The 16,176-nt window shown below is 42.3% G+C and carries 22 protein-coding genes; 11 read left to right on the top strand and 11 right to left on the bottom strand.

Annotation, left to right across the window (positions count from 1 at the left end; all coding sequences use genetic code 11):
* Positions 1–63: 63 nt before the first annotated feature.
* Positions 64–729, bottom strand: coding sequence for a HEPN domain-containing protein (locus GLV81_RS13020; RefSeq protein WP_197428303.1), 666 nt, complete (start codon positions 727–729; stop codon positions 64–66).
* A 172-nt stretch (positions 730–901) separates the two neighbouring features.
* Here GLV81_RS13020 and GLV81_RS13015 point away from each other — a divergent pair, with 172 nt between their 5' ends.
* Entirely contained in the window at positions 902–1,321 is a 420-nt protein-coding gene (locus tag GLV81_RS13015) for a thermonuclease family protein (RefSeq protein ID WP_197428302.1), read from the top strand.
* A 26-nt stretch (positions 1,322–1,347) separates the two neighbouring features.
* On the opposite strand, the gene GLV81_RS13010 is transcribed toward GLV81_RS13015, so the two are convergent.
* The gene (locus tag GLV81_RS13010) at positions 1,348–1,818 is read right to left on the bottom strand and encodes a hypothetical protein (RefSeq protein WP_197428301.1); all 471 of its coding nucleotides are present in this window, start codon (positions 1,816–1,818) and stop codon (positions 1,348–1,350) included.
* A gap of 242 nt (positions 1,819–2,060) precedes the next feature.
* Between GLV81_RS13010 and GLV81_RS13005 the strand changes: the two genes are divergently transcribed.
* Positions 2,061–2,639, top strand: coding sequence for a hypothetical protein (locus tag GLV81_RS13005; RefSeq protein WP_157479245.1), 579 nt, complete (start codon positions 2,061–2,063; stop codon positions 2,637–2,639).
* A 6-nt stretch (positions 2,640–2,645) separates the two neighbouring features.
* Here GLV81_RS13005 and GLV81_RS13000 read toward each other — a convergent pair whose 3' ends face one another.
* The 6 genes from GLV81_RS13000 to GLV81_RS12975 form a co-directional block, all read right to left on the bottom strand.
* Positions 2,646–3,662 (bottom strand): helix-turn-helix transcriptional regulator, encoded by a 1,017-nt coding sequence (locus tag GLV81_RS13000; protein WP_157479244.1) that lies wholly within the window; start codon positions 3,660–3,662, stop codon positions 2,646–2,648.
* Between the two features lie 314 nt (positions 3,663–3,976).
* A complete protein-coding gene (locus GLV81_RS12995; protein ID WP_157479243.1) occupies positions 3,977–4,177 on the bottom strand; it encodes a hypothetical protein in 201 nt (66 codons plus the stop codon).
* 247 nt (positions 4,178–4,424) lie between these two features.
* The gene (locus tag GLV81_RS21745) at positions 4,425–4,499 is read right to left on the bottom strand and encodes a topoisomerase DNA-binding C4 zinc finger domain-containing protein (protein ID WP_425500016.1); all 75 of its coding nucleotides are present in this window, start codon (positions 4,497–4,499) and stop codon (positions 4,425–4,427) included.
* Between the two features lie 2 nt (positions 4,500–4,501).
* Positions 4,502–5,161 (bottom strand): nuclease-related domain-containing protein, encoded by a 660-nt coding sequence (locus tag GLV81_RS12985; RefSeq protein ID WP_157479242.1) that lies wholly within the window; start codon positions 5,159–5,161, stop codon positions 4,502–4,504.
* Between the two features lie 120 nt (positions 5,162–5,281).
* Positions 5,282–5,494: a hypothetical protein gene (locus GLV81_RS12980; protein WP_157479241.1), complete on the bottom strand. Its 213-nt coding sequence runs from the start codon at positions 5,492–5,494 to the stop codon at positions 5,282–5,284.
* Between the two features lie 5 nt (positions 5,495–5,499).
* Positions 5,500–6,429, bottom strand: a complete 930-nt coding sequence (locus GLV81_RS12975) for a DUF5655 domain-containing protein (protein ID WP_157479240.1) — start codon at positions 6,427–6,429, stop codon at positions 5,500–5,502.
* 273 nt (positions 6,430–6,702) lie between these two features.
* On the opposite strand from GLV81_RS12975, the gene GLV81_RS12970 reads away from it, so the two are divergent.
* Positions 6,703–7,125, top strand: coding sequence for a hypothetical protein (locus tag GLV81_RS12970; RefSeq protein WP_157479239.1), 423 nt, complete (start codon positions 6,703–6,705; stop codon positions 7,123–7,125).
* Positions 7,112–8,287 (top strand): hypothetical protein, encoded by a 1,176-nt coding sequence (locus GLV81_RS12965; protein ID WP_157479238.1) that lies wholly within the window; start codon positions 7,112–7,114, stop codon positions 8,285–8,287. The genes GLV81_RS12970 and GLV81_RS12965 overlap by 14 nt, the downstream gene beginning before the upstream one ends.
* 112 nt (positions 8,288–8,399) lie before the next feature.
* Here GLV81_RS12965 and GLV81_RS12960 read toward each other — a convergent pair whose 3' ends face one another.
* The 3 genes from GLV81_RS12960 to GLV81_RS12950 form a co-directional block, all read right to left on the bottom strand.
* Positions 8,400–8,648 carry a hypothetical protein gene (locus tag GLV81_RS12960; RefSeq protein ID WP_157479237.1) on the bottom strand — a complete coding sequence of 83 codons (249 nt, stop codon included), beginning with the start codon at positions 8,646–8,648 and terminating at the stop codon, positions 8,400–8,402.
* Entirely contained in the window at positions 8,645–8,884 is a 240-nt protein-coding gene (locus GLV81_RS12955) for a hypothetical protein (RefSeq protein WP_157479236.1), read from the bottom strand. Before GLV81_RS12955 ends, GLV81_RS12960 begins: the two co-directional genes overlap by 4 nt.
* 325 nt (positions 8,885–9,209) lie before the next feature.
* On the bottom strand, positions 9,210–10,259 hold the full coding sequence (locus GLV81_RS12950; protein ID WP_157479235.1) for a hypothetical protein: 1,050 nt from the start codon (positions 10,257–10,259) through the stop codon (positions 9,210–9,212).
* A 573-nt stretch (positions 10,260–10,832) separates the two neighbouring features.
* On the opposite strand from GLV81_RS12950, the gene GLV81_RS12945 reads away from it, so the two are divergent.
* Genes GLV81_RS12945 through GLV81_RS12920 form a run of 7 tightly spaced genes read left to right on the top strand, consistent with a single transcriptional unit; the run spans position 10,833 to position 16,170 of the window.
* A complete protein-coding gene (locus GLV81_RS12945) occupies positions 10,833–12,020 on the top strand; it encodes a glycoside hydrolase family 88/105 protein (protein ID WP_246185994.1) in 1,188 nt (395 codons plus the stop codon).
* Between the two features lie 9 nt (positions 12,021–12,029).
* Positions 12,030–12,806 carry an SDR family NAD(P)-dependent oxidoreductase gene (locus tag GLV81_RS12940; RefSeq protein ID WP_157479233.1) on the top strand — a complete coding sequence of 259 codons (777 nt, stop codon included), beginning with the start codon at positions 12,030–12,032 and terminating at the stop codon, positions 12,804–12,806.
* Between the two features lie 22 nt (positions 12,807–12,828).
* A complete protein-coding gene (locus tag GLV81_RS12935) occupies positions 12,829–13,680 on the top strand; it encodes a fumarylacetoacetate hydrolase family protein (RefSeq protein ID WP_157479232.1) in 852 nt (283 codons plus the stop codon).
* A 25-nt stretch (positions 13,681–13,705) separates the two neighbouring features.
* Complete coding sequence (locus GLV81_RS20495) at positions 13,706–13,948, top strand: hypothetical protein (protein ID WP_246185993.1); 243 nt, start codon at positions 13,706–13,708, stop codon at positions 13,946–13,948.
* Between the two features lie 8 nt (positions 13,949–13,956).
* Entirely contained in the window at positions 13,957–14,985 is a 1,029-nt protein-coding gene (gene fucP, locus GLV81_RS12930; protein ID WP_246185992.1) for an L-fucose:H+ symporter permease, read from the top strand.
* Positions 14,986–14,995: 10 nt separating this feature from the next.
* On the top strand, positions 14,996–15,337 hold the full coding sequence (locus GLV81_RS12925; protein WP_157479231.1) for an L-rhamnose mutarotase: 342 nt from the start codon (positions 14,996–14,998) through the stop codon (positions 15,335–15,337).
* On the top strand, positions 15,334–16,170 hold the full coding sequence (locus tag GLV81_RS12920) for an amidohydrolase family protein (RefSeq protein ID WP_157479230.1): 837 nt from the start codon (positions 15,334–15,336) through the stop codon (positions 16,168–16,170). Before GLV81_RS12925 ends, GLV81_RS12920 begins: the two co-directional genes overlap by 4 nt.
* Positions 16,171–16,176: the final 6 nt, after the last annotated feature.

Genomic DNA, 16,176 nt, shown 5'->3' with positions numbered 1-16,176 from the left:
ATCTATTCAGTGCTTTTTCAAATAATGCTCCATAATAGTATCAAGGAGGTAGGCTGAAAAGTTTTAGTTAGTAATCACAGGATAAAGAATTTCACCCCAGTCTTCCTCAGGGTTTTGCAACATAATTTCTATGATTACAGGGATTAAAAGTCTGAGCATGTTAACTCCATCCTTTATTTGACTTCTGTTCAGTTTGCTTTTATAGGTGGCGCCTCCATGCATCACCTGATTTCGCAATACATAGAGCCGATCCAGTACAATCTCCAGCAAGCCGGCCACATCTTGTTCGGACAGTTTGCGTAATGCAGCGCTTTGAGACTTTCTAAATGCGGTTTCCCATTCTGGAGCTTCGCCTCGGTGAAAGTCCCAAAAAGTTTTGAAAACAAAGTGATTGTCGATCAGCATCTTAACAGGACCAGAAAATTTGTTCCAGAGGAGATTGAAAATGCGTTGCGATTCGTCCTTTTGTACAAGTTGATCAATGAATTTTTTAAATCGCTCCCGCTCGGTTTTCTTTTCATTGTTGCTGGCATCCACTCCATAGCAAGCGTTAAAGGATATCCAGAGGCTCAGGAATCCAACATCAGGATTCTTCTCATGTTCTTCAAAACAGATCAACCAACTAATAGAACGATGTATCCTGATGGCAAGTTCTTCAGGCAGTTCCTGACACTGTTTCAGCTGTTTTTTCAGATGTATTGCTTGTGGCATTTCCTTACTTGTAGCCATGAGATGTAATTTGCAAAATGAATTTACCTTTTGTTCCATTTACTCGGTCAGGGAATTACAAAGGTTTTTGAAAAATATGATTTAGCATCGACTCTTAATGAAGAATAGTCGCAAACAGAATATGAATAGAGCATTGCTTGTTTTACTTTTTACGCTTACTGCCTGGCTAGCTGTGTCAGCACAATTAAGAGGAACGGTCATTGCTATAGCTGATGGCGATACTTTCACTTTGCTTACTGCTCAAAACCAGCAGGTAAAAATCAGGCTGCATGGTATCGACTGCCCGGAGAAGAAGCAACCCTATTCCAACAATGCAAAAGCGTATATCTCTTCGCTTGTTTTTGGTAAACAGGTTTTTGTACAAGTAAAAAATAAAGATCGGTATGGCAGAACAATCGGCGTTGTGTTATTGGAGGATAAGCGTAACGTAAATGAATTGTTGCTACAGGCTGGCTGGGCCTGGCATTTCAAAAAGTATGATCAAGATGCCCGCTGGGCTGCTATGGAACAGCAGGCAAGGCGAAATCGCAAAGGCTTATGGGCCGATCCCAATCCCATTGCACCATGGGATTGGCGAGCAAGGAAGAAATGAGAAGTCCTGATACAATCATTGTTAGATTATTTGCCTCGTCTCTTTAGAAATTGTTCAAAATGTTTCAGCACTGGCAGTGTCAGGTGGTGGTGAAAAACTTCATTAAACAAGAGTGTTCCATTTAGTGGTGTAAGTATCCGTTGCATCCTGTCGGCTAAGTGCTCGTACTTATGTAGAACGAGTGTGAAACCTTCTTTGATTTCTGTTGGAAACAACGGGTCCTCAGCGAGGTAATAAATAAACTTCAGCAGAGACTCCGGGCTATCATCGGCTTCCACCTGTTGATTGAATATTTTGTCTCTAAATGGGTCATAGGCCATAAATAAATAAGCCGGGCCTTCCAATGTGGGCAATATGATTACTAATACTGCTACAAATTCCATTGGCCTTGTGGGGCTCGGAAATATTTCTTTTCTTTTTGGCATGGGTGCAAAATACATGATAGTCAAGCCAAAGGGTTTGTCCGGATCATTTTCAGCTCCACATTTTTTTTTCATCAGGGCTCGTCTATGCTCCATTTTGTCTGCGAGGCTATAGGGTGAATTGGCCAGAAAATTCCCTTTTAGAGCTCATGGGATATCGGTTTAAGGCTCAAATTCAAATGTATCTGAGCTCTATTCAGGTAGCATTTGAGCTTTAATTACTGATGAATGTTTTTGATGACAGGTCTTCCAAATCATTTTTCACTCCTCAAATACATTGCGTTCTAATGCTACAAAGTTTGGCAAAAGAATGAACCATGTTACTCATGCATTGTCTGGCGGAGATTACAGACCGTACCCTTGTTTTTGAACAGAGAAAGCTTTGGCAGCAAGGATTAATTGAGCATAGCTACAGCGATTGTAACCACATTGAGAGTCCCCCAACATTAGCAGGTGATTATTTGATTCATGCCCAATTTAACCTCGATGAGGTAGCGGAAGGAGAGATGGGGTTGCTAATGCAACAAAAGGAAAACGCCCCGTCGGAGCTCAGCTTACGATGTGTGTTGCATTTGTCTACTGGGGTTTGGCAAATTGCAGAAATTAACGTAAGGAACAGTGTGAAACTGCTGGAAAAAAGAGGCAGGCTTGATGGAAAGATTTCCAGGATCATGGACATGTATTTGCTTTCTGTGAATAACCAGTATTTCTTCTACATTGATGATATAGAAGCACCAGTGTTTCAATGTGATCATGCAGATGTAATGTCATCTCCACGCTTCCCCAAGCTTCATGTTGATGGACTCGAAATGCCGGTTACTGCATCCATGAAGATCCGGCGTTTCAGCAGCCAGCCTAAAGGCACATTGAGTCTTAAAGCATTGCTTACGGCTTAAGTATCATCAATTTTGCGCCAGCATTTCCTGCAGTGTTTCCTTGAACTGTTGCTTTAATTCCAGCGGCTTAATTATTGTAAGATGTTTTCCAAAACTGAGCAATTGACTCAATAGTTCCGGACTGTCAATCACCTGCATGCTTACCTGTATGCCATCTTTCAATCGCTTGGTTATTGCTTGTGAATGATGCATCGGATGCTTCTCCAATAATACGCTGATGGGCTCCTTTACTTCAATCACCAGGTCTATCGGATGATCGCTGCCACCCATGATGCCGACAGCGTTTTTGAATAATGACTCAGGATTAAAGTCAGTACGCTTCACTACTATTTTTGGCTCCAATATTACATTGGTCATTCTGTCGAGGGCAAACGTTAGATAAGCGGCATGTTTTTCATACCAGCCAATCACGTACCATTTATTGCGGTTTTCCTTTAGTAAATAAGGAACCAGCGAGAAGGTTTTGTGCTCTTGCTTGTAGATATTGTCGTACTCAAAACTGATGGGGTGGTTGTTGGCAATGGCATGGTAAATCGGTTGCAGCCAATCGTTGCCATCACTGCCTAGAGTCTTTTCGAATTGTACAAGCTGATCAACCATTGGATCGCCGGGCTGACGAGAAAGGGAGAGTCGGGTGTAGATCTTGTCGATGGCTTCTTTGAAATGCTCGAAGATGCTGATGTTGCGATACTGGTACAGGGTGAGAGATGCAAATTTGAGGGCATCCTCTTCCTGTGGGTTGAGGGGTAGCTTTTCTATCGAATAGTTATGTTCGTCGTAGTAATACCCCTTTCTGACTTTATGGTATTTAATGGGGGCATAATAGCCCAGCCCCTTGTCGTTGCGCATGGCTTCAAAGTCCTTCTCAATCTGAGAAATAGAAATTTTGCCAGACAACTCTCCAAAAATTTCCATTTCACACTTGTTCCTGATATAGTCTTTATCGGGGAAGGGGTGCATGTTGTTTCGCAAACAGCGGTCAATGATGCGATAGCGGGAAAGTGCTGACTTATTAGCAGGCATGAAAATGGCTTTAGTAGGTGGTTGAAGTTAGGGCATTTGCAAATGTTGAATGACGAGATTTTGAAAACAAAAAGTGAGGTTGCAAATAGGTTGCGATGTAGCCAGATAAGTTGCACTCAGTTTCTCATCACGCATCATAGTAGAAACCCCTAAACCCACACTGGAACGGACCGGCTAATAACCGGTCCTTCCTTCGTTAGGTGAAAATAAAATACTTGAGATAAGGGTTTATCATCAGCACTCAAGGAATGAAAAGGATCATCCCAAAATAATTGAAATCAAAAAAACTTTAGACGGGCTGTTGATAGTACAGGTCAATCCTTTTTTGGGAATAATATCTGCTGGGCGTCCAGCAACGTTTTTTCAATATCTCGGGCAGTGGCAGCTTCCGCGAATTTATGGCTCTTTACGGCTTTCGTCTTCGCTTTATTGGCTATGGCAATCGCCTTTGTCATGGCTTCTTCAATTGTCTTAATCAGCTCAAATAACTCACTGGAATTGTTGTTTTCTGCCATGGTCAATTCTTTGAATGCATACTGAAATAAATAAGTATTACATCTAAGGATGTAATTTCTAGCTTGTGATACCAATCTGATGCAAGCTTGCTTGGGCAGATAGCAATGTATTTGCAATCTGACTCAGATGCACGGATAATTACACTTACGCCATGCCCAACAAATACTGCTCAATAGGGTAACTAACTAAATAGAAACTGTTTTTATTTAATCCAAATAGTAGCCTGATAGAAAAGAAATATTCGTATCACATTGTTCGTGTGAACTTACATACTGGATAGGCCTTGCAACCCCAAAACCTTCCAAATTTTCCACTTCTCAAAATCAGTTCATTGCCGCAATGCGGGCATTTTCCCTGTTCAATCGATCTTTCTTTTTGAAGATATTTTGCTGAATGGATTCAATGTGTTCACGTTTGTTGTAAGTGGCACTTTCATCAAGGAGTGTGATTGCTTGGAAGATATTTTCTTTCTCCTCTTGGGTGAGAATCACGTGGTTGTGCCTTTTGATGGCATTCAAAAGACCGGATGTGTTTGTGACGATAGTGTCGGTATTAATCTTCAGGCTAGCCTTTGATGAAAACACAATTATTGAAATGAATTGGTTGCTATTCAATTCGGGAATGCATTGTTTTATGGCTCGGATATGTCCTGCATTTTGGCGAATGGGATTGTAGAACCTTTCTTTTCTACTATAGATTACCTGTGTCCAATATTCAGAATTTTCACTGCCAAAAATCCAGCCTTTGTAGTTTTTGGTTTCAATTATGAACAGGCCAAAATCTGAAATCACTATATGATCTATCTGTGCTGTTCTTCCGCCTGTATTTAATACTACATTGTTTAAGACGATGTATTTTGAATTATCAAGAAAATGCAAAATTGCTGAAACAGTTTTCTCTCCAACAATGCCCTTGATTTGCGGCCCAAATATTCCGGCCACAAATAAACCAGTCACTAATAAAAGTAGGATTAGAAATTCCATAATAACGATGATGGAAATTGGCTTAAAAAAGCGAAGGCATGAAGGCGGATAATCGAAATGTTAATGGGATCAACTTAAGTCAAAATTTGTCTGCTCAGAGATCTTCGAAGGAAAGTCTTTTCATCTTTGAGTTCTTGCAGCGGGTTTTACAGAAGCATCCTTACTCATGGTGCCCTGTTGCAGGAATCGATCAATATGCTCCCGAAGTTTAACGGCATCAATAAAGCCACTGACCTCAGCATTGCTGAAACGGCCGATGGAGGCTACTCTTGCTGCAGTCCAGCAGGCATAGCGGTGGGTGTGTTCGCTAAAGGAGTAGGTCGAATTACTCATAGAGGCTATCTCAGGTTTGTGCGTTGTAGGATTGCTTGATCAGGGAACATGATATAGTCTAAATCTGACTCGCTTTTTACAAGAACGGAGTAATCCCCGTTTCCCCAGTGACCTTTGTTGCTTACGTCCTTGGTGATTCCATTTGGATCGTTTAGTTGGCCTTTTTTGAGATTAATCAGACAGTACAAACCTTCTTTTTGGTAAACCACAACGTCAAAGAATGGCTTCTTCTTTCTGAAACTGATGTATAATCCTTTGGGTACAACTTCTACTTCACCTAAGGTCAAAATTCGCTCCTTCAGTTGCCTGTAAAGCGATTCTATTTCCGGGTTTGGTTTTTTGCTTTTAGAAAAATGATAGGCCTCCGTATAAACCTGGATTTGCTTGGACACTTCCTTCACAACACTCTTTTCTCCGGCTGTAACATTGGTAATACTTTCAGTCGAACTATTCTTGTGTTGCATCAATCCAATTACAGCATTTTCGTATTGTTTGATTTCCCACAATTCGAAGGGCACGTCCTTAAAGTTGACAGAGTGTTTTTGGTATTCAGAAAAACTTGGCGCAATAAAAATCACTTTGGATTGTGACCATTCCACATCGTTCTTTTTTAAAGATTTGCTTTTCTGTTCATTGTATTCAAGCACAAAGTCGGCCTTGTTGTTGAGCAGTAAAGACATGTAGGTGTAGCCTTGGTCGATAACAGAAAAATTCCTGTCCTTTTTGTATTCAATAATCACAAAACAATTATTCTCTTTATCAAATGCCAATGTGTCTATTCTGAAATTGCTGATTGGCATTTCTGATCGAACAAATTCCAGGTTGAAAATCTCGCCAAGATTATTTTCTATGAGTTGCTGTATTTCTTTTTCCAGCTTAAAATCTTTATTAGCTATGCTTTGCAGTACATCACCTTTTCTCGAAAATAGTTTCATACTTAGTTATTACTTCATTAAAAGAATCAGTCTCATTCAACCCCACAATACTCTCCCGGAAACTCTCCAAAGCACTATACAGCATGCCTTAGTAGATATCACTTTTCACATCGGCGTCCATGGTTATCCAGTTCTTCTTATCATTCATGTGGCTGAGGGGGTTGTGTATTCTCCACTAAAAATAGCACCGTTTATTTCCCTTTCTTAAGTTTTTTTCTTTAAAGCTTGCAACAATCAAACTGGCGATATACATTCAGGGTCAATCGGAATAACATGCCTATTCACAAAATCCTTTTGAACGATGAAGTTGGCCCGGTGTCGATAAAGAAGGCAAAACCGGGAGATTATTGTACTTATCATTTCTCGGTCATGTTTGAGCCAGGTGCTGAATGCAATTTATTCATGCTGCTGGCTAAAACTTCGCAAAGCACCATCTGGCATAAATTGGTGGAAAGAAATGAAACCGATAATGATGGAGAGATTACCATGGAAATTGGCAAAATAAAAGTGGGCACCAAAATGGATTATCGTTTTGGGGTGTATGCCATAGATGCGCTGCAAAATGTGCGCATTATTATTACCAATTCTACGTCCAAGGAAAGTCGGCAAGTGAAGCCAGATGATCCCGGTGAAGGGATGACCATAAAGAAAGGCGATTCATGGGCACAAGAAATTACAGCGTATGAAATGTTTTAATCGAAAAGTATACTTTGTTGTTGTACTTGCTTGTGGCATCATGACAGCGGTAGCGCAAGATGATCCGTCTTTTATACCCGGAGGAAGGAGAATAGATACCAGCAAAAATCAGTACAAATGCCAGTTCAACGGAAAAGCCAACGGCAACATTACCGACTTCAATAACGGCCGGTTTTCGAACTCCCAATTGTTTACGGATATCGATATGTCGGCTTTTGAACTGGTGTCTACCCATGTGCGGTTTCAGGAGAAAGACAATGTGCAAAAGCTGGTGTTGTCGCCCATGCGGTTGCTAGGATGGGGGACTTGTAATCCGCCAGGCTCCATCGCTGATATCATCACAGATTTAAAAATAAACCTGACTCAAACCACGGGTAATACGGTATTAGGCTTCGGCATGGGTTTCGATAATTCTTCACCCCGCTCCAAACGTAGCCGTCGGCTTACTAGCCAACTGTTTGACCAATTTGCTTCACCAGACAATAGCCTGCCTAACGAATCATTTGAGGCCTACAAAAAGAGAGTGCTTGATGGTTATGAAAAAAAGTTGGATTCTCTGGCGTTGGATTTATATGAAGCGAGAGCTAAGTCGGTATTTACATTCAACTTCGCCTATAACCAACGCTTCTTTTCGGTGCTCAATACCCAATCCGATATTCCGTTGGTCGATAGCCTGAATTATTACGGTACCGAATCTAATGTTTGGTCGGTTAACATGTCGTATGCCCGCAACATTGGCAGTTTTGTTGTATCAGCAGGGTACAATCATTTCAATACCCGGCAGAGTGCCGTAAAAGGGCAGGAGAAGGTCCCTTTTCGTGGACTTTCGTTTTCGGTCAACAAACGCTTGGTTCGGTTTATTCCTGATAAAAAGAAACTCCGCAAAACGGAGGCCTACCAACAGTCTCTTTTTGTGCCAGGCTTGCATGTAGGGGTTATTTATGAGCAACTCAAAACCAATAGTACAGACTACCAGTTTATCAAAGACAAGCGTATTTCCCGTGAAGTGATTACACCCATGATAGAAATATTGATTGCACCTGCAGCACAGTTCAGGTTGGGTTTCCCCATTACAAAAGACAAGTTGGTGACCGATGTAAAAACAAGCTCCATGGGCGCTTCCATCGCTTATGTGCTCAAGTTGTCAAACCTTTCGAAATGATACAAGGCTTGTCATTGATCAACTATTTTCAATTCTTCTCGCTTGGCATTAAGGATTGGCAGTAAAGTCATTATACAAGCCGTCTGCCATTCTATTGTCTAGACAATCAGGATTATACATCCATGGAAGTGTTTTCATCCTCCGTTTCTTGCCCTATTTTCTTTTGGGCTTCCAAACTATAGTAGTAATACCAAATTGCTCCAATAATTAGCACTACGCCTATCACCAAAAACATATTGGTATTAGAATCATTTTGCCAAGCCGTACTATTAGTAGGTTGTTGCTGATTTCTCTGATGCCGCTCAAATGCCAGCTCATTATCAAAATGACGAATGCTATTACTATAGTGTATGACTTTCATCGTTGCTTAAGTTCAAAGGTTACATCATCGATTCTCTCCAGTAGGAAGTTTGTAAATACAGCAGAAATTAATCGGCCATCAGCCCGACAATAAATAGTTTTTGCATTCAGCACGTCAATTTTTAATTCTCTGAATTTATTCTGGTCAATTACAATTTTTCTGTTTCTTCGAAAAATAGTTCGTAAGACTAGGTCTTGAGCAATGGCATTTCGCTTATCTGCTTCAAAGGCAGCCATTTTGTTTTTAAAGGCTTCATTGCCGTAGGAATGCCTGCATTGATTTGAGCAGTACAATTGATTACTTCTCCGAGGTTGGAAGGCCCGAAGACAAAATTTGCATTTTTTATCAGGATGCATAATTGTAATCACTTGTTGTTGAGGAATCGGTTATTGAACTGGAGTCCTTTCACTTCATAGCGATTTATATATTCTAGTACCGACGACAATTTGTAGTAGATCCGGCCACCATGTTTCGAATATAAAATGGCTCCTTCTGCCCGCAATTTTGCGGCCTGTCGTTTACTAATTTTTAAGGTTCTTAGAAAATCAGTTTCATCAAGAATTATTTCCTCGGCTGGCCTTTTTGCATTGGCAAATTCTGCACGGATTGTACGAAGAAACTCTTGAACTGTTGGAAGGCGGAAGAACTCTTCGGTGTTTCGCATTTTCGTTGTGTTTGTTGAATTGCGAATGTCCAAAGAGCCGATAAGCCAACACGGCGAAATTCCGGAAAATGAATTCCGGAATTTTCACTGTTCTTTTTTGATTTTTTCGTACGTGGGTGTCCTTTGATACTATTCAGACTCTCCAGAAGCCGCTCTAATTCTATTCCAGGCTTCTTCTTGTCCAGAATATAATGTCTAACGGCAGAGAATGGTTTTTTAGGATGAAATGGAATACCGAAAAGATGTAAAAGGGTCTTGTAGAGTTGGTTGGTTTCAAGGCCATCTAATTTAAGTAAAGCATTTTTGGGGGAAGTAAGGGCCAGTACAAATTCTCCCAATAGGATGGCTCCTTCTTTTGGATTTAGTGTATAAGTATTGAATTGATGCGTGTTTAACCTGATTCTGTATAAGCCTAAGTCCATTAGCTTGTTGAGTCCCAAGCAAAACTCATAACATACACCGAGGATATTTTCAACTATTGTACGATGATCAGCTGTGAGTTCTAATCGATCCAGTGATATCCATTTTGCCGTGTTGCTATCTTTATTATCTACATAGAACTTGACATTTGGAATGAAATAGTATTTTGAATCAGGGGAGAATGTAAGCTTTAAAAATTCAAGCTCTTCTTTCGTGTTTAATAGGATGTCTATTTTTTCTTGATAAGGCAATTCACTCTCTTTGTATAACTGATCCATTAACTCTTTAAACTTCACGAATAGTTTTTTTCCATTTTTTTCAAGGAAGGCTTGTAATTCTTGCCTATCCTCAATGGAGGCTACTTCAATGATTGCATTCTTGTCCTCCATGAAGTCAAGGATGACGCTGTTTGTATGGAATTTTACAGTGATAATTAATCTTATGTCATTTAAAGCGCTTGAAAGCAACTGAACAAAGTTTTTGATTGAATTCGCTTTTTGAAAAGCTGATAATTGTAAGGCTGTCATTTTGATATACAATTTTGAGGGTGTATCCAGCTACGACTTTATAGAATGGATCAATTTTTCGTGAGGAATGACTCCTCTATTTTGTCATTTAAGAAAGCATCAATTTTCTCTTTTTGAAGGTACGTTACAATTTGCCCTAAAAACGGCCGATTTTTTGCCGAATTATTCTTTTTTATTACTTTTGATAGAGCTATTTGCTTTTTTTGGTGTGATTTTAGAGACATTTTTATTTTTCGCTCAAAAATTTAGCATTTCGCACTTCTCCAAAATCGCTCAAACCCAATGCTGACAAGGGTTTCCAGCGTTTTCAAAAAATAGAAAAAATGCAGGGTTCGAATCCCTTCCTCTCTGTAAAATATTGAAGTCCCGCATGGGGCTTTTTTGTTGGCAGTCCATCTTTCAGTATTCCACAGATCGCCTCTATCTTTTTTAAAAAATCTCAGCAATTTCTTTCCTTTCAACTGCAAGCGGAAGCAAACGCTTTACGTCAACGATTGCATGAATTTACACCCCTGCCTCAGGGCGGTTCCGCTGCCGGAATGCGTTATATTTCGTGCCGAAATGATTTTGCCAATGAAAAAATTGATGAAGGGATACCTCCTGCTCCTGTTGTTGTGGACGGCCAATGTTCATGCACAAGAACAGCGATGGAATGTGGCGATGGCCAATACGGTGTTAGATATCTGGAAGGATTCGATTCCGGTGGGCAGTCAATCCAAGTGGTCGTACGATATGGGGGTGGTGCTCAAAGGTTTTGAAGGCTTGTGGCGCCAAACCGGCGATGCCAAATACCTGCAAGCCATCAAGGCAAAAATGGATTGGTTTATTCAACCCGATGGTAGTATCAAAGGCTACGAACTTACCGAGTATAACATTGATCATGTAAACAATGGCAAGCTGGTGCTGCTGTTGTACAAGGAAACCAAAGAGGAAAAATATAGCATTGCGGCGCATCATTTGCGGGACCAATTGCGAACCCATCCACGCACTAACGAAGGGGGCTTTTGGCATAAAAAAGTGTACCCCTATCAAATGTGGCTCGATGGTTTGTACATGGGTGCTCCTTTTTATGCAGAATACATTTCCATGTTTGGCGAAGCCAAAGATTATGATGACGTAGTGGACCAGTTTGTATGGATGGAAAATCATGCACGGGATTCAGCTACGGGCTTGCTACACCATGCTTGGGACGAAAGCAAGCAACAACGCTGGGCCAATCAAGAAACTGGGAAGTCGCCGCATTTTTGGGCTCGTGCCATGGGCTGGTATGCCGACGCTATTGTTGATGCATTGGACTTTATTCCGGCAAAACATCCCGGTCGTGCTAAGCTCATAGCTATTCTCAACCGTTTGATAAATGCCATCGAAAAAGAGCAAGATGCAACCACGGGTTTGTGGTACGATGTACTGCACTACAATGGCCCGGGAAAAGAACGCAACTATTTTGAAGCATCCGCTTCTTCTCAATTTGTATATGCCATTGCCAAAGGTGTTCGCAAAGGATATTTACCAAAAAGCAAAATGGCGATGGCCGAAAAAGGTTATCAGGGATTGGTGACACAGTTTATCAAACTGGAGAACGGCCGCTACAATTTACATGGCACAGTAAAAGTGTCGGGGCTCGGCGGTAGTGGCAACTATCGCGATGGTAGTTTTGAGTATTACATGAGTGAACCGGTGATTGTAAATGACCCCAAAGGCTTGGGTGCATTTTTACTGGCCGCTAACGAAATGGAAGGAAGAAAATTAAAGCATAAATAAATAGTCGTTATGTTTAAGCTGAACAATAAAATTGGCATCGTTACCGGGGGCGGCAGTGGTATTGGTAAAGCAATTGCGGGGTTGTTTGCCCGCCAGGGTGCAAGGGTATTCATTTTTGATATTGATGCGCAGGGCGCCGCACAGGCAGTGGCGGAGATTCAGGTAGCAGGCGGACAAGCCGATGCAGTGATACTCAATATCAGCAATCAGGCCGAAGTGAAAGCCGCCGTAGCACAAGTGAAAGCCACGGCAGGTAGCATCGATATTTTGGTCAACAACGCAGGTGTGGCGCATGTAGGTACAGCAGACACCACCAGCGAACAAGACTTTGACCGTGTGTATTCCATCAATGTAAAAGGCGTGTACAACTGCTTGCACGAAGTGCTGCCGGTGATGAAAACACAACAGCATGGCGTCATTCTCAACATGTGCTCTATTGCAGCATGGGTGGGCATTACCGATCGGTTTGCTTACAGCATGAGCAAGGGTGCTGTGCTTGGCATGACACTCAGCACAGCCCGTGATTATCTGGCACACAACATACGCTGCAATTGTATTTCTCCTGCCAGAGTACATACACCATTTGTGGATGGTTTCATTGCTAAAAACTATCCTGGCCGAGAAGCTGAAATGTTCGATAAATTATCAAAGAGTCAACCCATTGGCCGTATGGGCACTACCGATGAAGTAGCACATCTGGCTTTGTATTTATGTAGTCAGGAAGCTGGTTTTATTACAGGCTGCGATTACCCCATCGACGGTGGCTTTATCAATTTGAATAACTAATCAATCACAACCAAGCATCAATATGAAACTTATCAGATACGGCCAAGCCGGACAAGAAAAACCCGGTGTACTCATTGGCGAAACTTATTACGACGCATCATCCATTACTGCTGATTATGATGAAGCCTTTTTTGCCAATGATGGCTTGGCAAAACTTGCAGCTGCAGTAGCTGGCAATGCGCTGCCTGCAACTCCTGTAGAGCGTTTGGGCTGCCCGGTGCAGCGTCCTTCTAAAATTGTATGCATTGGTCTCAACTACAGCGACCATGCCAAAGAAACCGGTGCCACACCACCAGCCGAACCGGTGATTTTCTTTAAATCAACCACGGCTATTGTAGGCCCCAACGATGCGGTGATGATACCACGCAATTCGGTTAAAACGGATTGGGAAGTGGAACTCGCTATTGTCATTGGTCAGAAAGCATCTTATGTGGAAGAAAGCGAAGCGATGGATTATGTAGCCGGTTATTGCCTGCACAACGATATCAGTGAACGAGAGTTTCAGCTGGAGCGGAGCGGTACCTGGGATAAGGGAAAGGGCTGCGATACTTTCGCACCACTTGGCCCATGGTTGGTTACCAAAGATGAAGTAGCCGATGTACACAACCTGCGCCTGTGGTTGAAGCTGAATGGCAAGACGATGCAAGATGGAACAACAGCCAATCTCATTTTCAACGTGCCTTTTTTGATTAGTTACGTCAGCCAATTTATGACGCTGTTGCCTGGCGATATTATTTCCACCGGTACTCCGGCTGGTGTGGGATTGGGCATGAATCCGCAAGTGTACCTGAAGCCCGGTGATGTGATGGAGTTAGGTATTGATGGTCTCGGCACTTCCACGCAAACAGTCGTGGCTTTCAGTAAACCCGCTTAATTTCAGCTTACAACGATTGCACAAGATGACAACCAACAACAAGCAACAGTACCTCGTCGCTTTTATCATGGTAACGAGCCTGTTTTTTCTGTGGGCTTTTCTGCACAACATCAATCCCATTTTGATACCGCACCTCAAAAAGGCCTGTACCCTTACTGATACAGAGAGTGCCTTTATTGATTCGTCTGTTTCGCTGGGTTATTTTTTAATAGCCCTGCCAGCGGGTTGGTACATGCATAAAAAGGGCTACAAAAAGGTATACTACTAGGGCTGGCTTTGTATTGTGCCGGCGCCTTTTTATTTGTGCCTGCGGCCAGTACCCGCAGCTATGGTTTCTTTTTGGCGGCATTGTTTGTAATGGCCAGTGGGGCTACGTTTTTAGAAACTGTTGCCAATCCTTACATCACTAAATTGGGTGATGCTGCTACAGCAGCCAGCCGATTGAATTTGGCGCAATCATTCAACGGAGTTGGGGCATTTATTGCGCCACTCATTGGTGGTAAGTTTATACTGAGTGGCATTGAGCACAGCGAAACTGAACTGCAACAAATGACACCGGATCAATTGCAGCAATACCTCAGTTTTGAGGCTGGCACTATTAAGCTTCCATACATTGTGATTGGTGTAGTGGTGCTGTTGATTTTATTGTTGTTTGCTTTTGTAAAACTGCCTGAAATAAAAGAAACGCACAGTGCCGATGCCGGTTCCGAATTTTCTACAAGAGTATTTCGCCACATGCATTTTCGCAATGCAGTAATAGCGCAGTTTTTTTATGTAGGTGCTCAGGTGTGCGTTGGTAGTTTTTTTATCCGCTTTTCCAAATACACTATGAACCTTGGTGAAAAAGAAGCAGCATTTATGTGGGGCAGTATTGCTATGGTAGGTTTTATGGCGGGCCGTTTTGTAGGTACTTTTTTAATGCGATTTATTCGCCCTGCAAAGTTGTTGGCAGCCTATGCAGTTATCAGCATAGCCTTGCTGGCGGTGGCTATCATTACCAAAGGAAATGCTGCCGTGTATGCTATGGTGGCGGTGCCTTTCTTTATGTCCATCATGTTCCCTACCATTTTTGCTTTGGGCATCGATGGCCTTGGTGAAGAAAGTAAAATTGCTTCTTCGTTCATTGTAATGGCCATCATTGGTGGAGCCATTTTTCCGGTGCTGATGGGGCAGGTAAGCGATGCCAACAATGGTAATATTCAATTGGCGTATATCGTGCCGCTTATCTGTTTTGTTGTGGTGGGCTGGTTTGCGTTTACGCAGTTTAAAAACAAAGCTGTTGCGGTATCGGCAGCGGGTCATTAAAGCCATGTGTATGAAACGCTATTGCCTTGCTGTCGATTTAAAAAATGATGCGGCTTTGATTGCTGAATACGAGCAATATCATCAGCGCATTTGGCCCGAAATACAAGCTTCCATTGTATCGGCTGGTATTGTTTCTATGGAAATTTACCGCATAGAAAACCGGTTGTTTATGATTATGGAGACCAACGATGATTTTTCGTTTGCCGCAAAAGCAGCCGCAGATGCAGCCAACGAAAAAGTGCAGGAGTGGGAAACGCTGATGTGGCAATATCAACAGGCATTGCCTACAGCAAAGCCCGGCGAAAAGTGGTTGCTCATGCACAAAATATTCGACCTCAACACAGCCTTATGACCATCATAGATACACACCAGCATTATTGGAAATACGATCCGGTAAACTATGCGTGGATCAACGACGATATGGCGGTGATTCGACAAGATTTTTTGCCTGCCGATTTGCAACCTGTTTTGGCAGCCAATGGTGTTGCTGCCAGCATAGCGGTGCAGGCCGACCAAACAGAACAAGAAACTGACTGCTTGTTACAACTGGCTGATGACAATCCTTTTATTGCAGGCGTTGTTGGCTGGGTTGATTTACGCAGTCCGCAGTTGGCCGAACGCTTGCAGCACTATGCACAATTTTCAAAGCTCAAAGGGTTCCGGCATGTACTGCAGGGTGAAGAACCATCTTTCATGTTGCAGCCCTCATTTGTAAATGGCATAGCGCAGTTGCAAGCTCATGGCTTTGCTTATGATATCCTCATTTTTCCGCAGCATTTGCCCGCCGCATTGCAATTGGTGCAGCAGTTTCCTGAACAGGGTTTTGTTATCGATCATTTGGCTAAGCCTTACATAAAGCAAGGTTTGATAGGCGAATGGGCATCTGGTATGAAAGCGTTGGCGGCACATACCAATGTGTATTGCAAAATCAGCGGCATGGTAACGGAAGCAGATTGGCGCAACTGGACAGCAGCAGATTTACATCCTTACATCGACACCGTAGTGCAGGCATTTGGCACCAACCGTTGCATGTTTGGCAGCGATTGGCCCGTGTGTTTGGTGGCAGCTGCTTACGATAAATGGTTGCAAACCGTGCAAGATTATTTCGCAGGATTTTCAACTGAAGAACAGGCCATGGTGTTTGCTGGCAATGCAAAACATTTTTATCAAATTGACACACTATAAAATTGG

Source organism: Phnomibacter ginsenosidimutans, from assembly GCF_009740285.1.
Taxonomy (GTDB): Bacteria; Bacteroidota; Bacteroidia; order Chitinophagales; family Chitinophagaceae; genus Phnomibacter; species Phnomibacter ginsenosidimutans.
Note: the sequence above shows the minus strand (reverse complement) of the source record. Positions and strands in the feature narration are given on the sequence as shown.